We start from the raw sequence: 21842 nt of genomic DNA on the forward strand, positions 1-21842 counted from the left end.
GATATTGCCCGAAGCTTCGGGGTAGTGTGATTTCTCGTTCCTCGAGATGACAAAACTAATCCAAATCACTATAATAAAGCAATAATAATAATCCAGCTAATATGAACTTATATCACTTATATGGTAATGAATTAAACCCCACCACGGCTATTCAAAATATCTTCTGCTGTAATATCAGAATGTAATAAAATTTCCATTTTAGTAGTCTGACGTTGTGCTTCCAGAGCATAGTCAAACATTTTTTGTTCATAATCATCAATTGCTTCCTGAAGAGTTTTAAATTCTCCATTAGTCAAATTCTCAGTTAATTGATATGCATCCATTAATCCCATATTTACGCCTTCACCTGCAAATGGAGGCATTACATGTGCTGCATCGCCCACCAACGTAATGTTTGAATGTTTTTTCCAAGGCTCTTCCAATGAGAATAATCTAAGTGGCAATCCTGAAAAATCTGTTGCAACATTAAAAAAAGCTTTATAATCATCGTCCCAATTTGCAAACGTTTCATTTAGAAAAGTTCTTATGTTATTATTGTCTTCAAAATCAAGTCCATTATTTAAAATCCAATTTTCATCAGCCATAAATGAAACTCCAAAATGTACAGAACCGTCGCCTAAAGTATGGGTATAAAACATCTTTTGTTCGCCCATTGCCATGACATTTCCATCACCATATTTAGGTTTAAATTCGGGATAATCGCGCTCCGGATTTTCAATTTCACCCTGAATAATGTAGGTTCCTGAAAGTTGAGGTTCTTTGTCAGTAACAAATTTTCTGGCATTTGACCTTCCGCCATTGGCGACGATAACAAAATCGGAAATTGTTTTAGAACCGTTTTTGAATTCTAAATGATATTGTTCTCCTATCTTTTCAATATTTGTCAGATGACTGTTCCAAACAACCGTATTTTCGTGAAGATTTTCCAGCATAATTTTTCGTAAATCATTACGATCAATTTCTGGACGTAAATAAGCATTTTCTTCATTTGGTATTTCATCAGAAGTTATATTTCCATACATATCCGCCATTTTTTCGCCTGTTGGTCTTGCATATTTATAGAACTCGTCCATTAAATCCGCTTTTTGAATCGCTTTTTGTCCGGAATCTGAATGAATATCAAGTGTTCCGCCCGATGTTCTGGCTTCTTTGTTTATATCTCTCTCATAAACCGTTACGTCGGCACCGTTAATTTGTAAAATTCTGGCAGTTGTTAAGCCAACAGGTCCGCCACCGATAATGGCTATTTTTTTATTTTTTATAAGTGAAGTATTCATCTGACTTTTTATTTAATTGATATTTTTGTGATTGAATTAATTTATATTTAGATTAATTGATATTGATTTTTAGAATTAACATTGAAATTGACATTGATTTTAGACATTGATTTCTATTTAAGGTGTTAAAGCTTTTATAACCAAATTAAAAGCCTCATCCCTAATTTCGTCAGTAAAGACAAAAGGTTTTCCCGACATAGATTTTCCTTCTCTGTGAAGTTCTAAAAGAGAATAAAGTGATCCATAAGCAATACTCCAAAAGACTTCGAAAGTAACAGGAAGAAGTTCCTTTTTTTCAATGGCTTTCGTAATAAATTTTGTCATTTGATCTTTAAAATCTGAAGTGATTTCAGATAAAATGGCGTCACCATAACTGGAATGTTTTAAGAGTTCCAAACAGGTGGTTTGCAAAGAAAAATTGATTGTAAACTTAGAACGGTTTTCCCATTGTTTACGCAAACCTTCCACAAATGACATTTCTGAAGAAAATCCCACGAGCATTTCTTCAAAGAAATTTTTGCCAATTTCGATTCCAATTTTGCGAATAAGATCTTCCTTGTCTGAATAATAGATGTATAATGTCGCAACAGAAACACCGCATTCTTTAGCTAATCTATTCATTCCAAAACCTTCTACGCCTTGTGCAACAAGCATTTCGATCGCTTTTTGTTTTACAATTTCTTCCTTATTTGTATCTCTTGTTCTCATAATTTGAATTAATTATGGTACAAAGATAATATAAATAAAATGAACGTTCGCTTATTTATTAAAAAAAGGTTCAAAGTTGTAAAGAGGCAGAGGTTCAAAGGTTTTATCGTAGGACGCACAGCAATGCGTATTTTGTGTTCAATATAGACCTAACAAGTTTTTTAAACCTGTTAGGTCTGGCAATGGTAAGATCTATAGCGACAAAGGTTTTATCGTAGCATGCAGTTATTTATTTGAAAAAGGTTCAAAGGGACAAAGGTTTAACGTAGAGACGCACAGCAGTGCGTCTTGCCCAGGGAAATTATAATATTTTAAATCTAAATTATTGAATAGGCTCCAGCTTTCGGGGGAGTTTTAAAGCAGTATTACATTGGCTTTAGCTCAATTATCTCAAATAAAAAATCAGCTAAAACATATTTAAATGCTTTAGCTGATTTTTATAAATAGTTATATGTTTTTAAGGAGTATTCGATTGCTCTGTTTCTCTGACTTTTTGATTGTCTAAGATTTTCTGTAAAAAGGGATTTACCTGATTTTCAATTTCGGATTCAGATATATCTAAAGATTTTGGATCGTCTACTAATGCATGCCACGGTTTTGGACCATCAAAATTGTAGTTTCCGAAAACAATTACTGGAGTTCCTTTTACTTTTACGTTTTCCTTGTCTTTCAAAATCCATTCATCTGCCCATTTATAAAGATCTTTGGCGTCTTTTTCCTGTAAACGCAAGCAAGAATGTGAAGCAGGATATCCTGGTAATGCGTATTCGTGGAAACCAACGCCAAGTTTGTTTTCGATATTAAAATTCCATTTTAAGTCCCATTCGTCATTAAAAGTGCTGGTTGTTTTTTCGGCTTTCCAATTGGTAAAAAATAATCCGGTTGGAGTTGGATCTTTTTTTCTTCCCATATTGGTTGGACCTGTGTAGATTAATTCTCCATTTTCATATGCAGCAAATGCCTGAGCAGGGTAGGAGAAAATTATAACTTTTGAAACATCTGTCAAGGCTGCGACGTGCAACGGAAAAGGAAGATAGTAAACAATATCTCCACTAAAATCACTAGGAATTACAACAGAATCCAATTTTGCAAAATTGGCTTTGTCTGTTCTGTTTATGGCATAAGCAATACGAAGTTTGCTGCTATCTGATTCGTTTGTTTTTAACCATTCTTTGGTTTTCTCAAAATGAAAACTAACAGATGATCCTGGTTTCTTATATTCAATTGTTTTATGTGGTTTTGCTTCTTCGCCTGTTCTTATGGTTTTGTTTTCTTTACAGGAAACTAATAGAACTAAAATTAACAGAAGTAAAATATTTGTTGTGTAATATAACTTTCTCATAATAGAATTTTTATTATAGTAAAGTTATATTTTTAATACCTGAATTTATTACACAATTCCTTGAATTGGTTATTGGATTATCATTTAGTCAATAGCATTCATTTGATACAAATCATCGAGAATCAGCTTGAAAAGTTCAAGTAACAATTTTAAAGTCTGTATATCTTTGATCTGACCATCCATAAAATAGGATAATTCAAATTCATTTTCGGGTAATTCCTTTTCCCAAATTCCTTGGTAATTTAAAATTTGAATGTTAACATCTTTTTGAGAGCTGATAAGATTTCTGATTTCTTTATTACGTAATAATGTTTTTATTTTAAATTCATTATTGCTTTTAATGATGAATGCTTTGTCAAAATCCGGATAACCAATTTCTATATCTTGAGCTCCAAAAAATTTTTCAATTTTCCGAACAAACCCTTCCCGATAGATTTCAAATTTAAAATTATCTTTCAAAGTAATTGGAGTAATTACCCGAGTCATTTGGGTGGAATTTTTTCCTGACCAAAGTCTATAATTGTCAAAGATAATTTTCCAGTTTTTGTATTCAATTTCAGTAGAATCGGATCGCCAGGAATATCCTTCTGTGAAAGTTCCGTTAGTTTCTTTTGCGAGTTCTTGCCAAATATTGATGTTATTTTTAGAATTATCAAACATTGATTTTATATTAAGAAGGGATTTTTATTTTATGATTATAAATTTTATGGGAAATGTTTGATTCCGAACAGTTGCAGTTCCATAGATAGTATCATCTTTTATTTTTTCAAACTTTACATTCATGATTTCTCCCGCTTTAAACGGAAAATCGGGCAAAGTAATTTCTGTCATCGTTGCATTATACTCACAATCGCTCAACCATTCTAAATCAGATTTAATGTAATATTTTCCATCCTCTAAATTCTCAACATGTTTGTTATCTTTAATAATAATATAATCAGTATTGTCTGGCTTGTGTGCATATTTTAATTTGATATCCTTAAGGATTTTGCAGTCAAAGTTTTGATTATTCTGAGCCATTGAAATTGTTGCGGTAAGAAATAAGATTAAAAGAGTAAATGATTTTAGAAAACTCATTTTTTGTAAAGATTAAATTGTTTTTTTGTTTATTAGAAAGTCAGAAACATTTTTATTCCATTCGACTTTGTTTTTTGTCAGGTAATTTTCATGTCCTGTGTTTTTATGAATATTTAATTTTTTTTGACCTTTCAAATTTGTATAAATTTCATGAATTTCTTTTAGGCTTACACTTTTATCTTTTTCTCCGTAAAGCAATAAAGTTGGGCAACTTATATTTTTTGCATATTCAGTTGGATTATGACTAAATCCCCAAAAGCCATTTTGAATTCCACCCCAAAACACTAAAATTCCTGCCATTGGAAAAGTTGGTGCGTTCATTTTTTTGAATCTGGCGCACACTGTTGTATACATTGAGCCAAAAGGACATTCTATTATAATCCCTTTTGGTTTTATTTTATAATCATTAATGCATTTCATGATAGCGACTGCTCCCATTGAAGTACCAAATAAGTATATGTTTTTTTCTCTTGTTTGGAATAAATAGTCATATACTGTTTTTACTTCTTCGGCTTCTTTATAACCAATTGTCGTTTGATTTCCTTCAGAATTTCCGCTTCCCATAAAATCTACAAGCATGGTATTAAAACCGAGTTTAATAAATTCATCGGATTTATCAATCATTGAAGATTTATCTCCACCATAACCATGAAATAGAATGATTGTTCCTTTTGACTTTTCAGTTTTTATTAACCAACACTCAATTTCCTTATTGCTTTTTAGTTTTACTGTTTGATATTTTTGAGTTGGAAACTTTGTGTTTTTTGGTTTAGGGTTATTAACTCCAAGAAATAAAGTTTTTACTTTTTCAAATGAAGATAGTTTTTCGGGACTATTTGTTTTTACAGATTCGTTTTCTGTAAAATGTGTGAATTTATAAGCATGAAAAAAAGCAACAATATTTATTAGTATAAAAATTGTTGCTAGTATTGTGGAATATATTTTTCGATTTTTAAATATCTTCATTTAATTTTAGTTTGATGATTTAAAAATACTCAAAAAAAAAACTAAATCAGACCTTTTATCTTCGCATGCTGCAATAATAAAATGGTTTTTGCATCTGTAATTTCTCCGGATTCAATCATGCCATAAGCTTCGTCAAAAGTGTATTCCAGAACTTCAATGTTTTCCTGTTCAGCATCTAATCCTCCGCCATCATTTACTTTCATAGTTTCATCATATTCCCCAACAAAAAGATATAAAATTTCTGTTACAGAACCAGGTGACATATAGGTTTCTATAACTTTTTTAACCTCTTTTAATCTGTAACCAGTTTCTTCTTCGGTTTCGCGAATTACAGCTTGTTCCGCATTATCCTGATCCAGAAGTCCTGCACAAACTTCGATCATCATTCCGGTTTTATTTCCGTTAAGATAAGTTGGTAAGCGAAATTGCCTTGTTAGGATTACTGTTTTTTTTGATGAATTATACAATAAAATTGCGGCTCCATTTCCGCGGTCATAAACTTCGCGAATATGAGATTCTACTTTGCCATCTTTCTTTTGGTAATCAAAAGTTACTTTGTTAAGTATATACCAATTGTCTGATAACAACTTGGTTTCGGTAACTTTAATTTCTGGATTTTTCATAAATAGAAATGTTTTGTATAAAAAAAAACGCTCTGGTTATCAGAGCGTTTAGATGTATTATTTTGTTATTGTTTGCTTTCTGTCTGGTCCAACAGATACAATCTTGATTGGCACTCCAACTTCTTGTTCAATAAACTCAATATATTCTTTTAGCTCGACAGGTAATTGATCGTAAGTGGTCAATCCCGTTAAATCAGCGTGCCATCCTTTAAATTCTTTATAAACAGGAGTTACGTTTTCCGGCTCGATGTTATAAGGAAAGTGAGAAATGTTTTGACCTTTATAGTTGTACTCTGTACAAACTTTTAAAGTTTCAAATCCTGAAAGAACGTCACCTTTCATCATCATTAATTGTGTAACACCGTTTACCTGAACAGCATATTTTAAAGCTACAAGGTCTAACCATCCACAACGTCTTTGTCTTCCTGTAACAGATCCAAATTCGTTACCAACTCTTGCCATTGTAGCACCAACTTCGTCAAAAAGTTCTGTTGGGAAAGGTCCGCTACCAACACGTGTAACATAAGCTTTAAAAATTCCGTAAACTTCTTTGATTTTGTTAGGAGCAATTCCTAAACCTGTACAAGCTCCGGCAGCAGTAGTATTTGATGAAGTTACGAAAGGATAAGTTCCAAAATCAACATCTAATAAAGATCCCTGAGCTCCTTCGCATAAAATAGATTTACCAGCTTTTTGAGCTTGGTAGATATATTCTTCACTGTCAATAAAATCTAATTTTTTTAATTCTTCAATAGCTTCAAAAAACTCTTTTTCAAGTTCCGCTAAATTGTATTGAATCGCTACATCATAAAAAGCAATCATTGCTTCATGTTTGTCAGCCAAAGCTCTGTAACGTTCTTTAAAGTCTTCTAATTCGATATCTCCAACACGCAATCCGTTTCTACCGGTTTTGTCCATATAAGTAGGACCAATTCCTTTAAGAGTAGAACCAATTTTTGCTTTTCCTTTAGATGCTTCAGAAGCTGCATCTAACAAACGGTGCGTTGGTAAAATTAAATGTGCTTTTCTTGAAATGATCAATTTATTTTTGATGTCAAGGTTAAATTTCGCTAAACCTTCAATTTCTTTTTGAAAAACTACCGGATCTATTACAACACCGTTACCGATGATGTTTATTGATTTTTTATGAAAAATTCCAGAAGGAATGGTTCTAAGTACATGTTTGATTCCGTCAAATTCTAATGTATGTCCAGCATTTGGTCCTCCTTGAAAACGTGCAATAATGTCATAATTAGAGGTAAGAACGTCAACAATTTTTCCTTTACCTTCATCTCCCCATTGTAATCCTAGTAATAAATCTACGGTCATTCTGTTTTAATTTGCGTTGAGGCAATCTCAATTGCCCTACTGATTAATGTAGTTAATTTTCTTTTTTTTATTTTCTAAATAATTCCCTTTCCGGATTATTGTTTTTGCTTTTTGTTTCCGTAGAAATATAAGGAATGATTCGTTATTTCGATATCAAATATTTCTTCGATTGTTTTTTTGATGGTCTGAATTCTTGGGTCGCAAAATTCAATTACTTCGCCAGAATCAGTCATGATAATATGATCGTGCTGTTTGTCGAAATAAGATTTTTCGTAATAGGCCTGATTTTGCCCAAATTGATGTTTTCTAACCAAGGCACAGTCTAACAATAACTCGATCGTGTTGTATAAAGTAGCTCTACTCACACGATAGTTTTTGTTTTTCATTTTGATATATAAGTTTTCTATGTCAAAATGCTCTTCGCTATCGTAAATTTCCTGAAGTATAGCATAACGCTCAGGAGTTTTGCGATGCCCTTTTTGCTCAAGATACATTGTAAAAACGTTTTTTACAATTTCTTGATTCTTAGTGTTGTCAGTTGAAATGAGTGTCATATCCGGCAAAGATAATTTTTTATTTTTAATGAATAAAAGTTTCGGGTTTAAAGTTTAACTTTCCACTTTAGATTTGATCCGAAATAAGGCACTAATTACAGGCTTTTGCGGAGATTAAATTTAAAGAATTTAAATAAACTTAATTAACATAATTATTTTTATTTATGATAAAACTAACAAATCTTCAGCTAGTCTTAGACATATACATGTACCAATTCCATTCCCAGGTTTTTCCCTCGTCGTCTGACATCGCCTGACTCCAAACAGGATTATTTTGATCTCTGGCATCCCAACGGAATACTTGCAGTACTTTTTTGTTTTCAAAAATATCTTTAGAAAAAAAATGTCCAACATTGTTTTCAAAGGACCCAATTACTGGTTTATCTAAAGTTCCGGTGTTTGAATCCGCCCAATAAATACTCCACAATTTTGTTTTTGGATTAAAAAGGCGAACCGTCATTCCTTCAAAAGGCTCACCATCAAAAGTGGCGAGAAAATTATCAATATTACCAATTCCGTTTAGAATCTTGTACATTTCCTGAGTCGAAGGAAATTCAATCCATTCGGTACAATTTGCAAATCGTTGTTTTAATTTCTTATTTCGAATAACCGATTTTCCTTGAAAAAAATCAAAATCATCTTTTGAAGAAGATTCAGAAGCAACAATTAAAAGTTCTCCGTTTTCGTCAAAATTTACTTTAGGAATTTCCATTTCTAAGGAACTGTTTTTCATATATAATTAAAAAAATATCTAGGTTCTGTATTCTCGGGTTACTTTATCAACACCGTCAATTTTTTTGATGGCATTAATCATTTTCTTCAAAATCGTATTATTTTTTACAATAACAGCAATTTGTCCGTGAAAAATTCCTGCATCAGTACTCAACGAAATACTCTGAATATTCACACTCATATTGTTCGAAATTACCCTTGTCAATTGGTTTGTAAGCCCCAAAACATCCATTCCGGTAATGTTGATAATAGCTTTGAATTCTTCTTGCGACGAATCAATCCATTTGGCGCTCATAATACGATAAGCGTAGTTTGATTGCATTCCAATCGCATTTGGACAGTCTTTTTTGTGAACTTTGATTCCTTCGTTTATCGTTACAAATCCAAAAACATCATCTCCCGGAATTGGATTACAACATTGCGAAAGTTTGTAATCCAGTTTGTCATGATCAGTTCCAAAAACCAGCATATCATAATTACTGCTGATAACAGGTTTATGAATCTCGTCAGAAGTAGTGGTGTCTTTATTTCGTTTAATTTTATTTTTAAAGAAATTGATAAACGTATTGCTTTTTTGGGCTGCGTAATCTTTTAATTGTTGATTTTCAATCGCTCCAATTCCAACTCTGTAAAATAAATCTAAACTTGTTTTAAGCTTAAAAAAGTTAACCAATTCATTGATAACTTGTTCATTGATTGTTATTTTTAAATGTCTTAGTTTTCGGGTAAGTAATTCTTTTCCTTCTTCGGCAATTTTTTTAGTATTCTCGTTAAGAACGTTTTTAATTTTATTTTTGGCTCTCGAAGTTGTTACATATTCCAACCAGTTTACTGTTGGTTTTTGATTTGCAGAAGTTATAACTTCGACCTGATCACCACTTTTTAATTCGTGATTCAACGGAACCAAACGTCCATTAACACGTGTTCCTCTGGTTTTAATTCCAATTTCGGAGTGAATACTAAACGCAAAATCTAGTGAAGTTGCTCCTTTTGGCAGCGATTTAATTTCCCCTTTTGGCGTAAAGACAAAGATTTCTTTCGAATATAAATTCATTTTAAAATCTTCTACAAAATCAACCGCATTAGTTTCTTGATTTTCCAGCGCTTCACGAAGTAAATTCAGCCACACATCCAAACCGCTTTCTTCAGTTGCTCCGTTTTTGTATTTGTAGTGTGCTGCATAACCTTTTTCGGCAATTTCGTCCATACGCTCGCTTCGAACCTGTACTTCGACCCAACGGCCTTTTGGTCCCATAACGGTAATGTGCAAAGCTTCGTAACCGGTTGATTTTGGAGAGGATATCCAGTCACGCAAACGGCTTGGGCTTGGTCTGTAATGATCTGTAACGATGGAATAGATTTTCCATGCTACAAATTTTTCATCATGTGGATCTGATTTGTAGACAATTCTTAAGGCAAATTTGTCATAAACTTCATCAAAACTCACATTTTGAGCGCGCATTTTTCGACGAATCGAATAAATAGATTTCGGACGCCCTTTTATGATATAATCAATGTTCTCCAGGTCTAAAGATTTTTTTAAAACATCTGAGATATCCTTGATATAGGCATCTTGTTCTTCTTTTGTTTCCCGAATCTTGCTTACAATGTCATTGTAAACAGCCGGTTCTGTATATTTTAAACCTAAATCCTCTAATTTAGTTTTAATATTATAAAGTCCTAAACGGTGGGCAAGAGGAGCGTAAATATAAAGTGTTTCTGAGGCGATTTTAGTTTGTTTATATTCCGCCATCGAATCCATAGTTTGCATATTGTGCAAACGATCCGCTAGTTTGATCAAAATTACCCGAACGTCATCGTTCAAAGTCAGAATCATTTTTCTGAAATTCTCTGCTTGCATAGAAGCATTCAAATCTTTTTGAACCAATGATATTTTGGTTAAACCTTCAACCAACTGTGCTACTTTTGGGTTGAATAAACGCTCAATATCTTCAACTGTTATAGGAGTATCTTCAACAACATCGTGCAATAAAGCCGCAGCAATAGAGGTCGCTCCCAAACCAATTTCTGAGGCAACAATTTTTGCAACTGCAATAGGATGAAAGATATACGCTTCGCCAGATTTACGTCTTTGTTCTTTATGTGCGTCAACGGCAACATCAAATGCTTTACGGATAAGTTTTTTGTCGGTTGGGCTTAAAGTCTGGTAACTGATTCGAAGTAATTCTTTGTACTCTTGTGCAATTGCTTTGTTTTCTTTTTCAATATCTATTTCTATCATAACGGCATGGTTCAAGTACTAAAAATAGCAATAAGTTTGAACATACGCAAGGGAAACGATTGTTGATTTCTGATTTCTGATTTTAGATTTTAAAGGGTAGATTTTGATACGTAAAATCAAACGTCCCGAAACTTCGGGAGAGATCCTTTTTTGTTAAAAAGTATTTTGAATCTGTTTAGTTTGACTAAGGTTATTTTGTTTTTTTATCAAACTTAGTGTGGTAAAAAAGGTGTAGTCCCTACGGGACAAATAATCTTGCTTGGTTTTTTTTACCAACAGATAATCTCTCCGAGATATACTTTTTTTGAGTTAAAATTGAAAGAAAATCTTTAATTTCTAAAAAGTATATCTCGGAGAGATTATCTGTTGGTAGCGCCAATTATTAGCCCCAGAATAAAATGTCCCGTAGGGACTATCTGTTTTCTAGAGATAATTTACTCGATCTTCGAAAAATCCAAATCCTGAAAATCATAACTAAAATCAGTCAATTCAGAAATTGGAAGCATTTTTAGATTAGCGACTTTTCCACTTTCATCATATTTGAAAAGTAAATGCGCATCGGCGTGAAAAAAGGCATTGTTCCATTTTACGACATAGTTTCCATCTTTATAGAAAAAAACTTCACCAACAAGCTGCGAAGAACGCTTTGAAGCAAAATAAGCTTTTCCTTTTTTCTCTGTGATGGTGATTTCTCCAAACCAATTGTCTTTGTAAGTTCCTGTAATTTTAGAAAAATCAACTTTCAATTTATCTTTTTTGTTTTTGGCAACAGTTGCCCAAACTTCATCGGTTACTTTGTCAGCCGATTCTTCACTGGCTTTCATTCGGTTGCTGTAAACGGTAACGTAATCATCTGACTTAATGCCTAGATAACTGTCTTTTATCGTGTTAGTAATAGCGCTAAAAGCTGCACCGGATTGTTGATTTGTCAAAACAATAATCCCTAAACCTAATTCCGGAATCAAAGTAGTTTGTGTCACATTTCCTTCTAAACCACCTGTGTGTGAAACTTGCTTGTATCCTTTTACATCACTTAAAAACCATCCTAAACCATAGCCCGAAAAATGAGTATTGTACGGAGGTCTTGTTGTTGCAGGAATAATAGTTTGCAATTGCCACATTTCGTTGTGTTCTTTCTCCGAAAACAATTGTTTATTATCGCCGTATTTACCGTTATTGATTTGCAAAATCGCCCATTTGCTCAAATCATTTACACTGGAATAAATTCCGGCTGCTCCATCAAAAAGCTGATTTTCATAACGTTTTATGGTTTTTAGTTTTCCATCAATCGGAACGTGCGGGGTAATTACGTTACTAGTATCTTTTAAACGTTTAATCGAAGCCACACTACTATTCATTTCCAGAGGTTTCATGATGCGTTCTTCAACAAAATCTGCCCAGGTCTGCCCCGTTACAACATGCACAATTTCGCCAGCGATGATGTACATTAAGTTGTCATAATCGTATTTAGTTCTAAAACTGGAAACAGGTTTTAAATATCTTAAATTATGAATGATATCCTGCGCTTTAAAATCACTCCCGTCAGGCCAGATCATCAAATCTCCGGCGCCAAGTCCAAGACCGCTTCGGTGTGTTAATAAATCACGAATCGTAAATTCACGAGTTACATAATCATCAGACATTTTAAAATCCGGAAGATATTTTGTCACTTTATCATCCCATTTAATTTTGCCTTCGTCGACTAACATTGCAAGTGCAGCAGTTGTAAAAGCTTTACTGTTTGATGCGATTCCAAAAAGAGTATTTGCATCTACTTTTTGCTGTGTTACGACAGATTTTACACCGTAACCTTTTGCCAAAACTACCTTTCCGTCTTTTACAATAGCAACGGCAATTCCCGGAACATCAAAAGCTTTTATGGTGCGATTTACCAATTCATCGACTTCGGGATTGGTTATTTGTGCAAAAGATTGAATGCTAAAGGCAAGAAGAAATAAAATGCAAGTGCTGATTTTTTTCATGTATTCAATTTAATTGGTTTCTATTTTAACATTTGTATTTCTTCTTGCATTTAAAAGCGATTAACTTTTATTCTTCTCAAAGTTCTCTGTACTTCCGTTTACATTTACTATTGTGATGCCAGAAATTTTATTGTTTACTTTTTTATATTCTACTCGCAACATTCTGTCTTCTAGGTCGAAAACATCTTTTTTCAAAGGTAACATTTTGATTTTACGAACCGAATTTACCTGACAATATAAATTTCCATTTTCGTAGGTAATGATTCTTGGACCAAATATACCAATATAACTTTCAGATTCCTTTTTTTCTAATATTAAAGGTTGTTGTTTTGCTTTCAAAGAGGTCAATAACCATGAATATTTTTTAATTGGATTTTGAGATTCGGTTGCCGCCAATTTTTCCAATGCTTTTATTTGCGCTGTAAACAAAGCATCATCCGCGGGAACTTCAATATCCGGCTGCACGCCTGTTCCTTCCCAGTTTGTTTTGGTTATCGGGTTAATTGCCCTTCCGATTGGTATCCAGACAGTGAATCGGTCTGTTGCGATATTATCTCCACCGGGATTTGCACCGCCGCCTGTAACTTCACCAACAATAGTGGCACGATGTAGGTTTTTTAGATTATAAGTAAATTCTTCCGCGGCAGAGAATGTGCCTTTGCTTGTTAATACATAAAGATCTATTTTTGGCATACGTTTCCCGTTTACATAAGGCAAAGTCCATGTTTGAGTATTGGAATCATCTGGTCTGAAATAGAAATTATTTAAATGTACTGGTTGCGAATCATAAAAGTAACTGGTAATTAACTGAATCATTTCCGATGAACCGCCTCCGTTTTTTCTTAAATCAATGATTAGAGCAGTCGCATTAGCGAAAAAATTCATAGCGGCAACCGCAGTTTCACCTCCAACTGAAGGATCCATAAAGTTACGCAAATCAAGATATCCAATATTTCCATCCAGTATTTTAACTTCTTTAAAGCCATAGTTGCTGGATTTCCATTGGTCGAGCATGGATGCAGGTATTTCTTCATGATCTGCATTTTTATTTGCTTCCCTTAATTCTTTTATAAAAGAAGGATTAAAAACAACGCGTATGTGTTTATCATGGCTTATGGATAAAAGATCAGTTGTTAATCTTTCAGAGAACAAAACGGGATCTGTAATTGAAGCATATGAACCGTTTTTCAAATTCGAAGAAATAAGGTCGCTCATTTTTTTTGCCACTTCCGGAAACACATAATTTTTGTTTAATAGTGAACTAACGGAATCAATAACTTGCTGCTGTTCTGTTTTTGTTACAGGATCTGGAGTAGTGTTTTGATTCGCTACAGATTGTGCCATTGATTTAATTGGAATCAACAGCAAAAAGTAGAAGATAAGTAATACGTTCTTTGTTTTCATTTTTTTAAGATTTAATTGATTGTTCGTGATTTAATTGATGTTTGATATTATTTTTGAAAGAGTTGAATGAAGATTTTTTATTTCTTCATCGGTTATATTTTTGAGTGCCTGAGCTCTGTTGATTTGAATATAAGGCTGCATTTTTTTAATAATATCGTTGCCTTCATCTGTCAAAGTCAATTCAAATCTTCTTCGGTCTTCTGATTTGGATTTTCTTGACAAATAACCTTTCTGTACCAATAATTCAATAATTCTGGTTATTGAAGCAACGTCTTTAAATGTTTTTGAAGCAATGTCTTTCTGTGGTGTCGAATTATCTTCTTCAATAGTTTTCAATACAAGCCATTGATCGATTGTTATTTCGATACCAGCTTTTGATATGTTTTTTTGGGCGAATTGCCTGTATGATTTGATTGATTTTTCAATTGAATAAAAAATTATATCACTTAGTTTTTCCATTATTTTTATAGATTGCTGATACAAATATAATTGATATATCAATTAAAACAGAAAATATTTTTATTTATTTAATTGTTTGATTGTTAGCTGAAGTTATAAGGTAATTTGTGACCAAATCAAACTGAGTCGATTTAGATTTAGAATGCTATTTTACTGAAGTTTTATAACAATAGCATGACATCCCAAGATCGAGGGATTGTTTTTTTGTTTCCAGTTTTTAGTACAGAAACTTTTAAGAAATGGATTTTTTTAGTTTTTATTATTTAAAACCTCTTTGTCTTTTGGCTTCAAAAATTAAAATAGCCGCTGCAACCGAAACATTCATGCTGTCAATTTCGCCCTGCATCGGGATAATAATATTTTGTGTTGCAGCATCACGCCAATCTTGCGTTAATCCTGTAGCTTCTGTACCAACGACTAAAGCGGTTGGAGTAGTAAAATCTTGCGTATGATAAGATGTCGAATTTTGTAAAGTAGCACAGTAAAAATCAATCTTTTTTTCTTTCAAAAAAGCAATGATTTCGGCAGTAGTTCCCGTTGCTATTTGGTTGGTGAATAAACAGCCAACACTAGAACGCACAATATTAGGATTGTATAAATCACTTTTTGGATTGGCGATCAAAACTGCGTCAAGATTAGCAGCGTCTGCAGTACGTAAAAGTGCACCAATATTTCCAGGTTTTTCGGGAGCTTCAGCCACTATAATTAATGGATTATCAGATAATTTTAAATCCGATAAAAGCATCGATTTTGTTTTGGCTATAGCCAAAATTCCTTCGGTGGTATCTCGATAGGCTAATTTTTGATAGACTTCTTTATTGATTTCGATCAATTGAACCGGTGTATTTACCAATTTACTAATCTGACTTTCAGTAACCAATTCCGGTAAAAATAAAACTGTTTCTATTTCGTAACCGCCTTTTATAGCCAGTGAAATTTCGCGTAAGCCTTCAATTAAAAATGTTCCGGTTTGTTTGCGGTTTTTTGCCTTTTCCTGTAATAAAACAAGTGATTTTATAAACGGATTTTGTATTGAAGTAATTTGTTTCATTTTTTTAAGGCTCAAAGTTGCAAAGGTTCAAAGGTACTGAGTTTTTTTTAAAAAGGTGCAAAGGTTTAGAGGTTCAAAGGGTCAAAGGTTTTTTCTGGCGAGGTTTTCGAAATCTTGTAGATTTAAAATTATTTATCCTTTTAGCTTATCTCTTATTATTTTTAAGATTTCGGTATGATAATAAAAAGTCTTTTTTATTATATTAGGATAATAATCAACATTTTCGAGGACAATAACAGTTGTTTTTGTTTTAGGATAATAATAATTCATTGTAACAAATCCGGGACCATATCCAGTTTGTCCATATTGCAAAACACCATCTATTGTATCTATCGTTATTCCGTAACCGTAATCTGTCATTCCAAAAATTGGATGATTTCGTACCGCATTTTTTTGCTTGGTTTCCAGCATTTTCATGGTTTCTTTTTTTAATAACTTTCCACCGTAAAATTGATCATTCCAAAGGTTTAAATCAATGCAGTTTGATATAAAACCACCCGCAGCTGGATAGTTTTGAAGAGATTTATTTTCGAATTCAATTTTACCATTTTCAACTTCCGTATATCCTTTAACTAAATTTTTATATTCTCTAATATCAGGATGAAAAGTATTTTTCATTTTACATTTCGTAAACATTTTTTGCGAAAGGTCTGCAAATGATTCTCCGGAGGTTCTCTCAATAATTTTGGCTAATAAATCATAACCAATTTGAGAATAAGCATATTGTGTTCCAGGCTTAAAAGTGGTTGGTTTGTCCAATTCGACAATACCGTGAGTGTGTGTCAACAATTGATGAATCGTAACAGTATCTGCCCAAGTCTGTTGTAATTCGGGCAAATATTTATGAATAGGGACAAAAAGTTCGAGACGGCCTTTGTCATATTCCTGAAGAACGAGAATGGCTGTAAATTGTTTGCTTATAGATCCAATCACAAATTCGTCATTAAGCTGCAAAGGTATTTTTTTGTTTAAGTCAGAATAGCCAAGAGTTTTAAAATATTTTGTTTTTCCTTTTTGAGAAATGAAAATTACACCGTTAAATGGTTTTTCTGTTTTAGCAGAAATAAGAAAGTCAATCTGTTTCTCCAAATTAGCATTTTGAGCGTAGGTTGTAAGTGTTATTTCAAGAAACAGAAATAAAAACAATAATGTTTTGTTCATTTGAAATTAAATCGTTTTGAGGTACAAAGGTTCAGAGTTGCAAAGGTTCAAAGGTTTTCAAAACCTACAAGGTTTAAATATAAATAAAAAAGTTTGCCACGAATTTCACGAATTTTCACGAATTAGAATTTCGCTGTAAGGCGAATAAAAATTAGCGGAAATTCGTGAAATTCGTGGCAAAAAAATTATTTTTTAAGTACTTCTGAAATCTCATCAGCAACAGGATGTGATGTTGTAAAAGTATATCCCATAATTTTTGCAATGGTTTGTGCAACTTGTTTTTGATACAATTGAGATTCTGTTTTTACTTCGCCTTTTGCTGAAATTTCAGGTCCCATTGCGGCAAACCAAATTTGTGATGCGCCCGGAACATCAGCACCATGATCTGTCCATTGTGCTTTTGTTTTGTCACCACGACCGTGATCTACTGTGATTATCAATGTGGTTTTATTCTTGTATTGCGGATCATTTTGTACAAAATCCCAGATTTCTTTAATCCATTTGTCTACTTGGTTTGCGGCATCAAGATAAGATCTGTAATGTCCGGCATGTGCCCATTCGTCCGTTTCTCCGTAAGCGATATAAAGTACTTTTGGTTTCTTGGTTTTCAGTTCGTTTAAAGCTTCATAATGTGTAAAAACATCCAGACATTCATCTTCATGAAAAGGCTTAAACGAATTGTTACGTATTTCATTTAATAGTTTCTGAGTGTCTGTAGGTTTATTTCCACCAACATTATCAAAAGCAGAAATTACAGGAAAACCACTTCTTTCTTCGTTTAAAATTCGATCAAAAGCGTCCCAGGCACCAAAAGCAGCAACTTTTCCTTTTAGTTTAGATTGCTGATTTAAAAATTCCAAAACATTTACATTCGGATTCGCTTTGTAACTATTAGAATTAACGGCAACATCAACATTTCCAGTCATGATTTCGCTGTATCCGGGATAACTAAACCAATACGGATTCGAAACATCGACTTTATTTCCTAAATCGCGATTGCCATAAATTTGCCCTTTCGTAACAATTTCTGACCATAAAAAAGGCATGATTTTTTTACGGGATTCCTTAAAATCTGAACTGGAATATTTTTTATAGATATAAGTACTATCGCCTTGATTGAATTTTTTATCATTGGCAATTGCCGAATCCACTCCTTTAAAAATTTCCTGCCATCTAAAACCATCAGTGGTTATGATGATGATGTTTTCCGTTTTTTGTGCATTGGCAAAAAAGCTTGTGAAAACGAATAGAAGTAAAATTAGTTTTTTCATTTTGTGAGTTTCAAAAGTTGAGACAAAAAAGTTTAAAATTTATTAATCGAATATTCAGATTGTTTTATTCTACGTCATTTAACGAATTTACTTTGTAAAGTAATCGAAGTTTAATTGGATCTTTTTTTGAATTAGGATAAATCTCGCTGTTAACTCTTTGTTCAAAGACTTTCATAATGTCTAAATCTAAATCATCTTTAACAGCATAAGTTATTTCGTTTTTTTTCTTTTTCAACTCAAATTCAACCATTATTTTTCCTGATTTCATTGAGTTTTTAAACAATTCGTCAAATATTTGATTTGTTTTTTTTAGGATTAATTCCAAATCTTCCATTGAAGTATTTGCTTGTAACTCTTCGTCACTATTTAAGAAGATAACCTTTTCCAAAGCCGTTTCTTTTTCTCCTTTAGAAATAGAATCAATTTCTTTTCCGTCTTGATATTGTTTGTAAGCAACCTGATTTGTATTATTTTGTTTTGGAGCTTCATCTAGCCACAATAATTTTAAATCTTTTTTTAATAGATTTAAAATATAAGTATGCTCTTTAGTTTCTACAATCAATAATGGCTCTTCGATGTCAAATGATATAACAGACCAATAATAATTTAATTCTTGCTCGTTGGCTTTTCTAATAATGTAATCGTTTGAAACTTCATTTTTAAATTCATCCCACACTATTTTAGAAGCGGTCATATCCTGGCTCATTTTACCATCTAATATCACATTATCTACATGAAATTCAACTTTACTTCCTTCTATATTTTGTAGTTTGCTATTGTCTTTAAATCTTTTCCAGAGTTCAGGACCAATAATAAGATTTTCTTGTACTATTTTGTAATCGTTGGTAGAAGATAAATTGTCACTTATTAGTTTTTTAGCTTTTTCAATTACTTTAGCATCAGCATATTTATAAACTACACCTTTAGGAATTGTTATAGTCTCGCTTTTTTGTGCATTAGACAAAAAGCTTGTAAAAATGAATAGAATTAGGATTGACTTTTTCATTTTTTATTAATTTGAAATTACATTGATTCGTTTGAATTTTGTTTCAAAACTACTTAATTTAATTAATCAATTTTTACGTGATAACGTAATGTAACTATAAATTAATACAAGATGAAAATTACAAAATCCCTCTCGCTTTAATCTCCAGATATTTATTAATAGTATCTAAAGTCAGATTTTCAGGTTGTGTCAGAACAGAGTATATTCCGTATTTCTTGAGTTCGTTGGCAATAAGTTTTTTCTCAAACATGAATTTTTCGGCAATTACTTTATCGTATATTTCCTGAATCGTATTTGTTTTTCGGTTAATAATCTCATTCAATTCGGTGTTGCTAAAAAACACAACCACTAATAAATGATTCTTTGCAATTCCTTTTAAGTATGGTAATTGACGATTTAGACCGTCCATCGTTTCAAAATTAGTATACAAAATAATCAAACTTCTCTGATTGATATTTTTCTTTATATCAACATAAAGGCGGCTATAATCACTTTCGAAAAAGTCGGTTTTGATGTTGTATAATGTTTCCAGAATTTTCTGCATTTGCGAAGATCTTTTCTCTGCAAAAACTCTGTTTTCTACCTTTTTGGAGAAAGCAAAAATACCCGCTTTGTCTTGTTTTTTCAGAATAACATTTGACAAAACCAAAGTCGAATTAATAGCATAATCCAATAAACTCAATCCATCAAAAGGCATTTGCATAACACGGCCTTTGTCAATTGCCATATAAACCGATTGTGATTTTTCGTCCTGAAACTGATTAACCATCAACGAATTTTTCTTGGCAGTAGCTTTCCAGTTTAAAGTTCTAAGATCGTCGCCCTGAACATATTCTTTAATTTGTTCAAACTCCATTGTATGACCAATTCGGCGAATTTTCTTGATCCCATATTGAAATAAATTATTCGAAAAAGCCAATAAATCATATTTTCTCAATTGAATATAAGAAGGATATGTTGGCACCATTTGATCTTTATCGAAAGTAAATCTTCTCGAAATTAATTTTAAAGGCGAAGAAACATAAAGGTTTAGATTTCCAAAATAATATTCACCGCGTTCTGTTGGACGCAGATCGTAACCAATTTCTTTTTCGGCGGAAGCCTTAATTGTTTTTACAATTTTGAAATCACGAACTTGAAACTGAAACGGAATTTCATCAATAATTTTTACAGAAATCGTAAAGGTGTAATGGTTTTTGATACTAATACTTATCGGATTCAAATCTCCATTTGAGAGCTTTTCGGGCGTATTTCGAGTAGCTTCAACTCCTGTTCTGGCAAAATATAAAAGCAATATATCAAGCCCAAGAAATGTTATTAAAATCAATACAATAAACCAAACAGCATTATATAAATTCGGAAAAATAAAAGCACAAACAAACATTCCTATAAGGCCTAAAAGCACATAGAAAAAGAAGTTGTTTAGGTATAGACTTTTTATGAATTTCATTTTTTTTAGTATTCAGTCTTGGTTTTCAGTCGCAGTCGCAGTCTCAGTTTTCAGTCACAGCTTGAGAACTGAAAACTGCGACTGCGACTGAATACTAAAACTATCTTGGTATTTCGACAGTTTCAATAATTTGCTTAATAATTTCAGAGCTTGTAATTCCTTCCATTTCACGTTCAGGAGTTACAATAACACGGTGTTGTAAAACAGGAATTGCTGCTTCTTTAATATCTTCTGGCGTCACGAAATCGCGTCCGCGAATGGCAGCGAAACCTTTGGAAGCGTTCAGGATTGCAATCGAAGCACGTGGCGAAGCTCCTAAATATAAAAAGGCATTTTCGCGCGTGTTTACTACAATTCTGGCAATGTATTCCAATAAATTCTGCTCGACTCTTATTTGTTTTACCAAGGCTTGGTACTCTTTTATTTCTGCCGCAGAAAGTACCGTTTTTATAGCTTCTAATTTTCCATGATCCTGCAATAAATGCTCTCTTTGGATGATCAAAATCTCTTCGTTTAATTTTGGATAATCAATCGTGATTTTGAATAAAAAACGATCTAATTGTGCTTCCGGCAAACGATATGTTCCTTCTTGCTCAATTGGATTTTGTGTTGCAATAACCAAAAATGGAGTTTCAAGCTGATAAGCAAAACCGTCAATTGTAATCTGGCGCTCTTCCATAACTTCAAAAAGTGCCGCCTGAGTTTTGGCAGGAGCACGGTTGATTTCGTCAATCAAAATTAAATTGGAGAAAATAGGTCCTTGCTTAAACTGAAATTCAGAAGTTTTAAGATTAAAAATCGAAGTTCCTAAAATATCTGAAGGCATCAAATCAGGCGTAAACTGAATTCGGCTAAAGCCAATATTCAACGTTTTAGATAATAGTTTAGCCGTAATCGTTTTAGCAACTCCCGGAACACCTTCAAGCAAAACGTGTCCGTTTGATAGTATCGCAACCAAAAGTTGATCGATCATTTTTTGTTGTCCCACAATTACCGTTTCCAGCTCTTTTTTGATGCTGTTCACATGCTCTAAAAGTGGTGCTAAATTTATTCTGGTCTCAAAATTCACATTTTCATTAGTGATTTCAGTTTCGGGTGTATTGATATCGTCCATGTTGGTATGTTTTCTTTGTTATTTATTTTTTGCCAAGATTAAAAAAGTTTTTTTTGCCACGAATTTCACTAATTTACACCAATTAATTTGGTTC

20 protein-coding genes are annotated in these 21842 nt (G+C 32.7%); all 20 read right to left on the minus strand.

Features of this window, described 5'->3' with window-relative positions; genetic code table 11:
* Nucleotides 1-131 precede the first annotated feature (131 nt).
* A complete protein-coding gene (locus tag EAH81_RS08930) occupies nt 132-1277 on the minus strand; it encodes an FAD-dependent oxidoreductase (protein WP_140506053.1) in 1146 nt (381 codons plus the stop codon).
* 117 nt (nt 1278-1394) lie between these two features.
* Nucleotides 1395-1985: a TetR/AcrR family transcriptional regulator gene (locus EAH81_RS08935; RefSeq protein WP_140506056.1), complete on the minus strand. Its 591-nt coding sequence runs from the start codon at nt 1983-1985 to the stop codon at nt 1395-1397.
* A gap of 457 nt (nt 1986-2442) precedes the next feature.
* Complete coding sequence (locus EAH81_RS08940; RefSeq protein WP_140506058.1) at nt 2443-3327, minus strand: L,D-transpeptidase; 885 nt, start codon at nt 3325-3327, stop codon at nt 2443-2445.
* A gap of 84 nt (nt 3328-3411) precedes the next feature.
* Nucleotides 3412-3987, minus strand: coding sequence for a DUF3137 domain-containing protein (locus EAH81_RS08945; protein ID WP_140506061.1), 576 nt, complete (start codon nt 3985-3987; stop codon nt 3412-3414).
* A gap of 24 nt (nt 3988-4011) precedes the next feature.
* A complete protein-coding gene (locus EAH81_RS08950; protein ID WP_140506063.1) occupies nt 4012-4404 on the minus strand; it encodes a hypothetical protein in 393 nt (130 codons plus the stop codon).
* A gap of 12 nt (nt 4405-4416) precedes the next feature.
* Nucleotides 4417-5370: an alpha/beta hydrolase gene (locus tag EAH81_RS08955; RefSeq protein ID WP_140506065.1), complete on the minus strand. Its 954-nt coding sequence runs from the start codon at nt 5368-5370 to the stop codon at nt 4417-4419.
* Nucleotides 5371-5411: 41 nt separating this feature from the next.
* A complete protein-coding gene (locus EAH81_RS08960; RefSeq protein WP_140506067.1) occupies nt 5412-5993 on the minus strand; it encodes an NUDIX domain-containing protein in 582 nt (193 codons plus the stop codon).
* 57 nt (nt 5994-6050) lie between these two features.
* Nucleotides 6051-7322 (minus strand): adenylosuccinate synthase, encoded by a 1272-nt coding sequence (locus EAH81_RS08965; protein WP_140506069.1) that lies wholly within the window; start codon nt 7320-7322, stop codon nt 6051-6053.
* Between the two features lie 95 nt (nt 7323-7417).
* Nucleotides 7418-7876 (minus strand): Fur family transcriptional regulator, encoded by a 459-nt coding sequence (locus tag EAH81_RS08970; protein WP_026981862.1) that lies wholly within the window; start codon nt 7874-7876, stop codon nt 7418-7420.
* Between the two features lie 184 nt (nt 7877-8060).
* A complete protein-coding gene (locus EAH81_RS08975) occupies nt 8061-8609 on the minus strand; it encodes a hypothetical protein (protein ID WP_140506071.1) in 549 nt (182 codons plus the stop codon).
* 18 nt (nt 8610-8627) lie between these two features.
* Complete coding sequence (locus EAH81_RS08980; protein ID WP_140506073.1) at nt 8628-10850, minus strand: RelA/SpoT family protein; 2223 nt, start codon at nt 10848-10850, stop codon at nt 8628-8630.
* 434 nt (nt 10851-11284) lie between these two features.
* Nucleotides 11285-12832: a serine hydrolase gene (locus EAH81_RS08985; protein WP_140506076.1), complete on the minus strand. Its 1548-nt coding sequence runs from the start codon at nt 12830-12832 to the stop codon at nt 11285-11287.
* 60 nt (nt 12833-12892) lie between these two features.
* Nucleotides 12893-14236, minus strand: coding sequence for a S41 family peptidase (locus EAH81_RS08990; RefSeq protein ID WP_140506078.1), 1344 nt, complete (start codon nt 14234-14236; stop codon nt 12893-12895).
* A gap of 30 nt (nt 14237-14266) precedes the next feature.
* Complete coding sequence (locus tag EAH81_RS08995; protein ID WP_140506081.1) at nt 14267-14695, minus strand: MarR family winged helix-turn-helix transcriptional regulator; 429 nt, start codon at nt 14693-14695, stop codon at nt 14267-14269.
* Nucleotides 14696-14954: 259 nt separating this feature from the next.
* Nucleotides 14955-15746: a TrmH family RNA methyltransferase gene (locus EAH81_RS09000; RefSeq protein ID WP_140506083.1), complete on the minus strand. Its 792-nt coding sequence runs from the start codon at nt 15744-15746 to the stop codon at nt 14955-14957.
* Nucleotides 15747-15878: 132 nt separating this feature from the next.
* Nucleotides 15879-16907, minus strand: coding sequence for a serine hydrolase domain-containing protein (locus EAH81_RS09005; protein WP_140506085.1), 1029 nt, complete (start codon nt 16905-16907; stop codon nt 15879-15881).
* Nucleotides 16908-17092: 185 nt separating this feature from the next.
* Entirely contained in the window at nt 17093-18178 is a 1086-nt protein-coding gene (locus EAH81_RS09010) for an LTA synthase family protein (protein WP_140506087.1), read from the minus strand.
* A 64-nt stretch (nt 18179-18242) separates the two neighbouring features.
* Nucleotides 18243-19184, minus strand: coding sequence for a hypothetical protein (locus EAH81_RS09015; RefSeq protein WP_140506090.1), 942 nt, complete (start codon nt 19182-19184; stop codon nt 18243-18245).
* Nucleotides 19185-19302: 118 nt separating this feature from the next.
* Complete coding sequence (locus EAH81_RS09020) at nt 19303-20634, minus strand: DUF58 domain-containing protein (protein ID WP_140506092.1); 1332 nt, start codon at nt 20632-20634, stop codon at nt 19303-19305.
* A 100-nt stretch (nt 20635-20734) separates the two neighbouring features.
* Nucleotides 20735-21748, minus strand: a complete 1014-nt coding sequence (locus EAH81_RS09025; protein ID WP_140506094.1) for an AAA family ATPase — start codon at nt 21746-21748, stop codon at nt 20735-20737.
* Between the last annotated feature and the right edge of the window lie 94 nt (nt 21749-21842).

The organism is Flavobacterium pectinovorum (genome assembly GCF_006438875.1).
Taxonomy (GTDB): Bacteria; Bacteroidota; Bacteroidia; order Flavobacteriales; family Flavobacteriaceae; genus Flavobacterium; species Flavobacterium pectinovorum_A.

Bases quoted from the DNA above. Each gene is read 5' to 3' on its own strand.
- EAH81_RS08930 (WP_140506053.1), bottom strand. From the start codon at position 1,277: ATGAATACTTCACTTATAAAAAATAAAAAAATAGCCATTATCGGTGGC.
- EAH81_RS08935 (WP_140506056.1), bottom strand. From the start codon at position 1,985: ATGAGAACAAGAGATACAAATAAGGAAGAAATTGTAAAACAAAAAGCG.
- EAH81_RS08940 (WP_140506058.1), bottom strand. From the start codon at position 3,327: ATGAGAAAGTTATATTACACAACAAATATTTTACTTCTGTTAATTTTA.
- EAH81_RS08945 (WP_140506061.1), bottom strand. From the start codon at position 3,987: ATGTTTGATAATTCTAAAAATAACATCAATATTTGGCAAGAACTCGCA.
- EAH81_RS08950 (WP_140506063.1), bottom strand. From the start codon at position 4,404: ATGAGTTTTCTAAAATCATTTACTCTTTTAATCTTATTTCTTACCGCA.
- EAH81_RS08955 (WP_140506065.1), bottom strand. From the start codon at position 5,370: ATGAAGATATTTAAAAATCGAAAAATATATTCCACAATACTAGCAACA.
- EAH81_RS08960 (WP_140506067.1), bottom strand. From the start codon at position 5,993: ATGAAAAATCCAGAAATTAAAGTTACCGAAACCAAGTTGTTATCAGAC.
- EAH81_RS08965 (WP_140506069.1), bottom strand. From the start codon at position 7,322: ATGACCGTAGATTTATTACTAGGATTACAATGGGGAGATGAAGGTAAA.
- EAH81_RS08970 (WP_026981862.1), bottom strand. From the start codon at position 7,876: ATGACACTCATTTCAACTGACAACACTAAGAATCAAGAAATTGTAAAA.
- EAH81_RS08975 (WP_140506071.1), bottom strand. From the start codon at position 8,609: ATGAAAAACAGTTCCTTAGAAATGGAAATTCCTAAAGTAAATTTTGAC.
- EAH81_RS08980 (WP_140506073.1), bottom strand. From the start codon at position 10,850: ATGATAGAAATAGATATTGAAAAAGAAAACAAAGCAATTGCACAAGAG.
- EAH81_RS08985 (WP_140506076.1), bottom strand. From the start codon at position 12,832: ATGAAAAAAATCAGCACTTGCATTTTATTTCTTCTTGCCTTTAGCATT.
- EAH81_RS08990 (WP_140506078.1), bottom strand. From the start codon at position 14,236: ATGAAAACAAAGAACGTATTACTTATCTTCTACTTTTTGCTGTTGATT.
- EAH81_RS08995 (WP_140506081.1), bottom strand. From the start codon at position 14,695: ATGGAAAAACTAAGTGATATAATTTTTTATTCAATTGAAAAATCAATC.
- EAH81_RS09000 (WP_140506083.1), bottom strand. From the start codon at position 15,746: ATGAAACAAATTACTTCAATACAAAATCCGTTTATAAAATCACTTGTT.
- EAH81_RS09005 (WP_140506085.1), bottom strand. From the start codon at position 16,907: ATGAACAAAACATTATTGTTTTTATTTCTGTTTCTTGAAATAACACTT.
- EAH81_RS09010 (WP_140506087.1), bottom strand. From the start codon at position 18,178: ATGAAAAAACTAATTTTACTTCTATTCGTTTTCACAAGCTTTTTTGCC.
- EAH81_RS09015 (WP_140506090.1), bottom strand. From the start codon at position 19,184: ATGAAAAAGTCAATCCTAATTCTATTCATTTTTACAAGCTTTTTGTCT.
- EAH81_RS09020 (WP_140506092.1), bottom strand. From the start codon at position 20,634: ATGAAATTCATAAAAAGTCTATACCTAAACAACTTCTTTTTCTATGTG.
- EAH81_RS09025 (WP_140506094.1), bottom strand. From the start codon at position 21,748: ATGGACGATATCAATACACCCGAAACTGAAATCACTAATGAAAATGTG.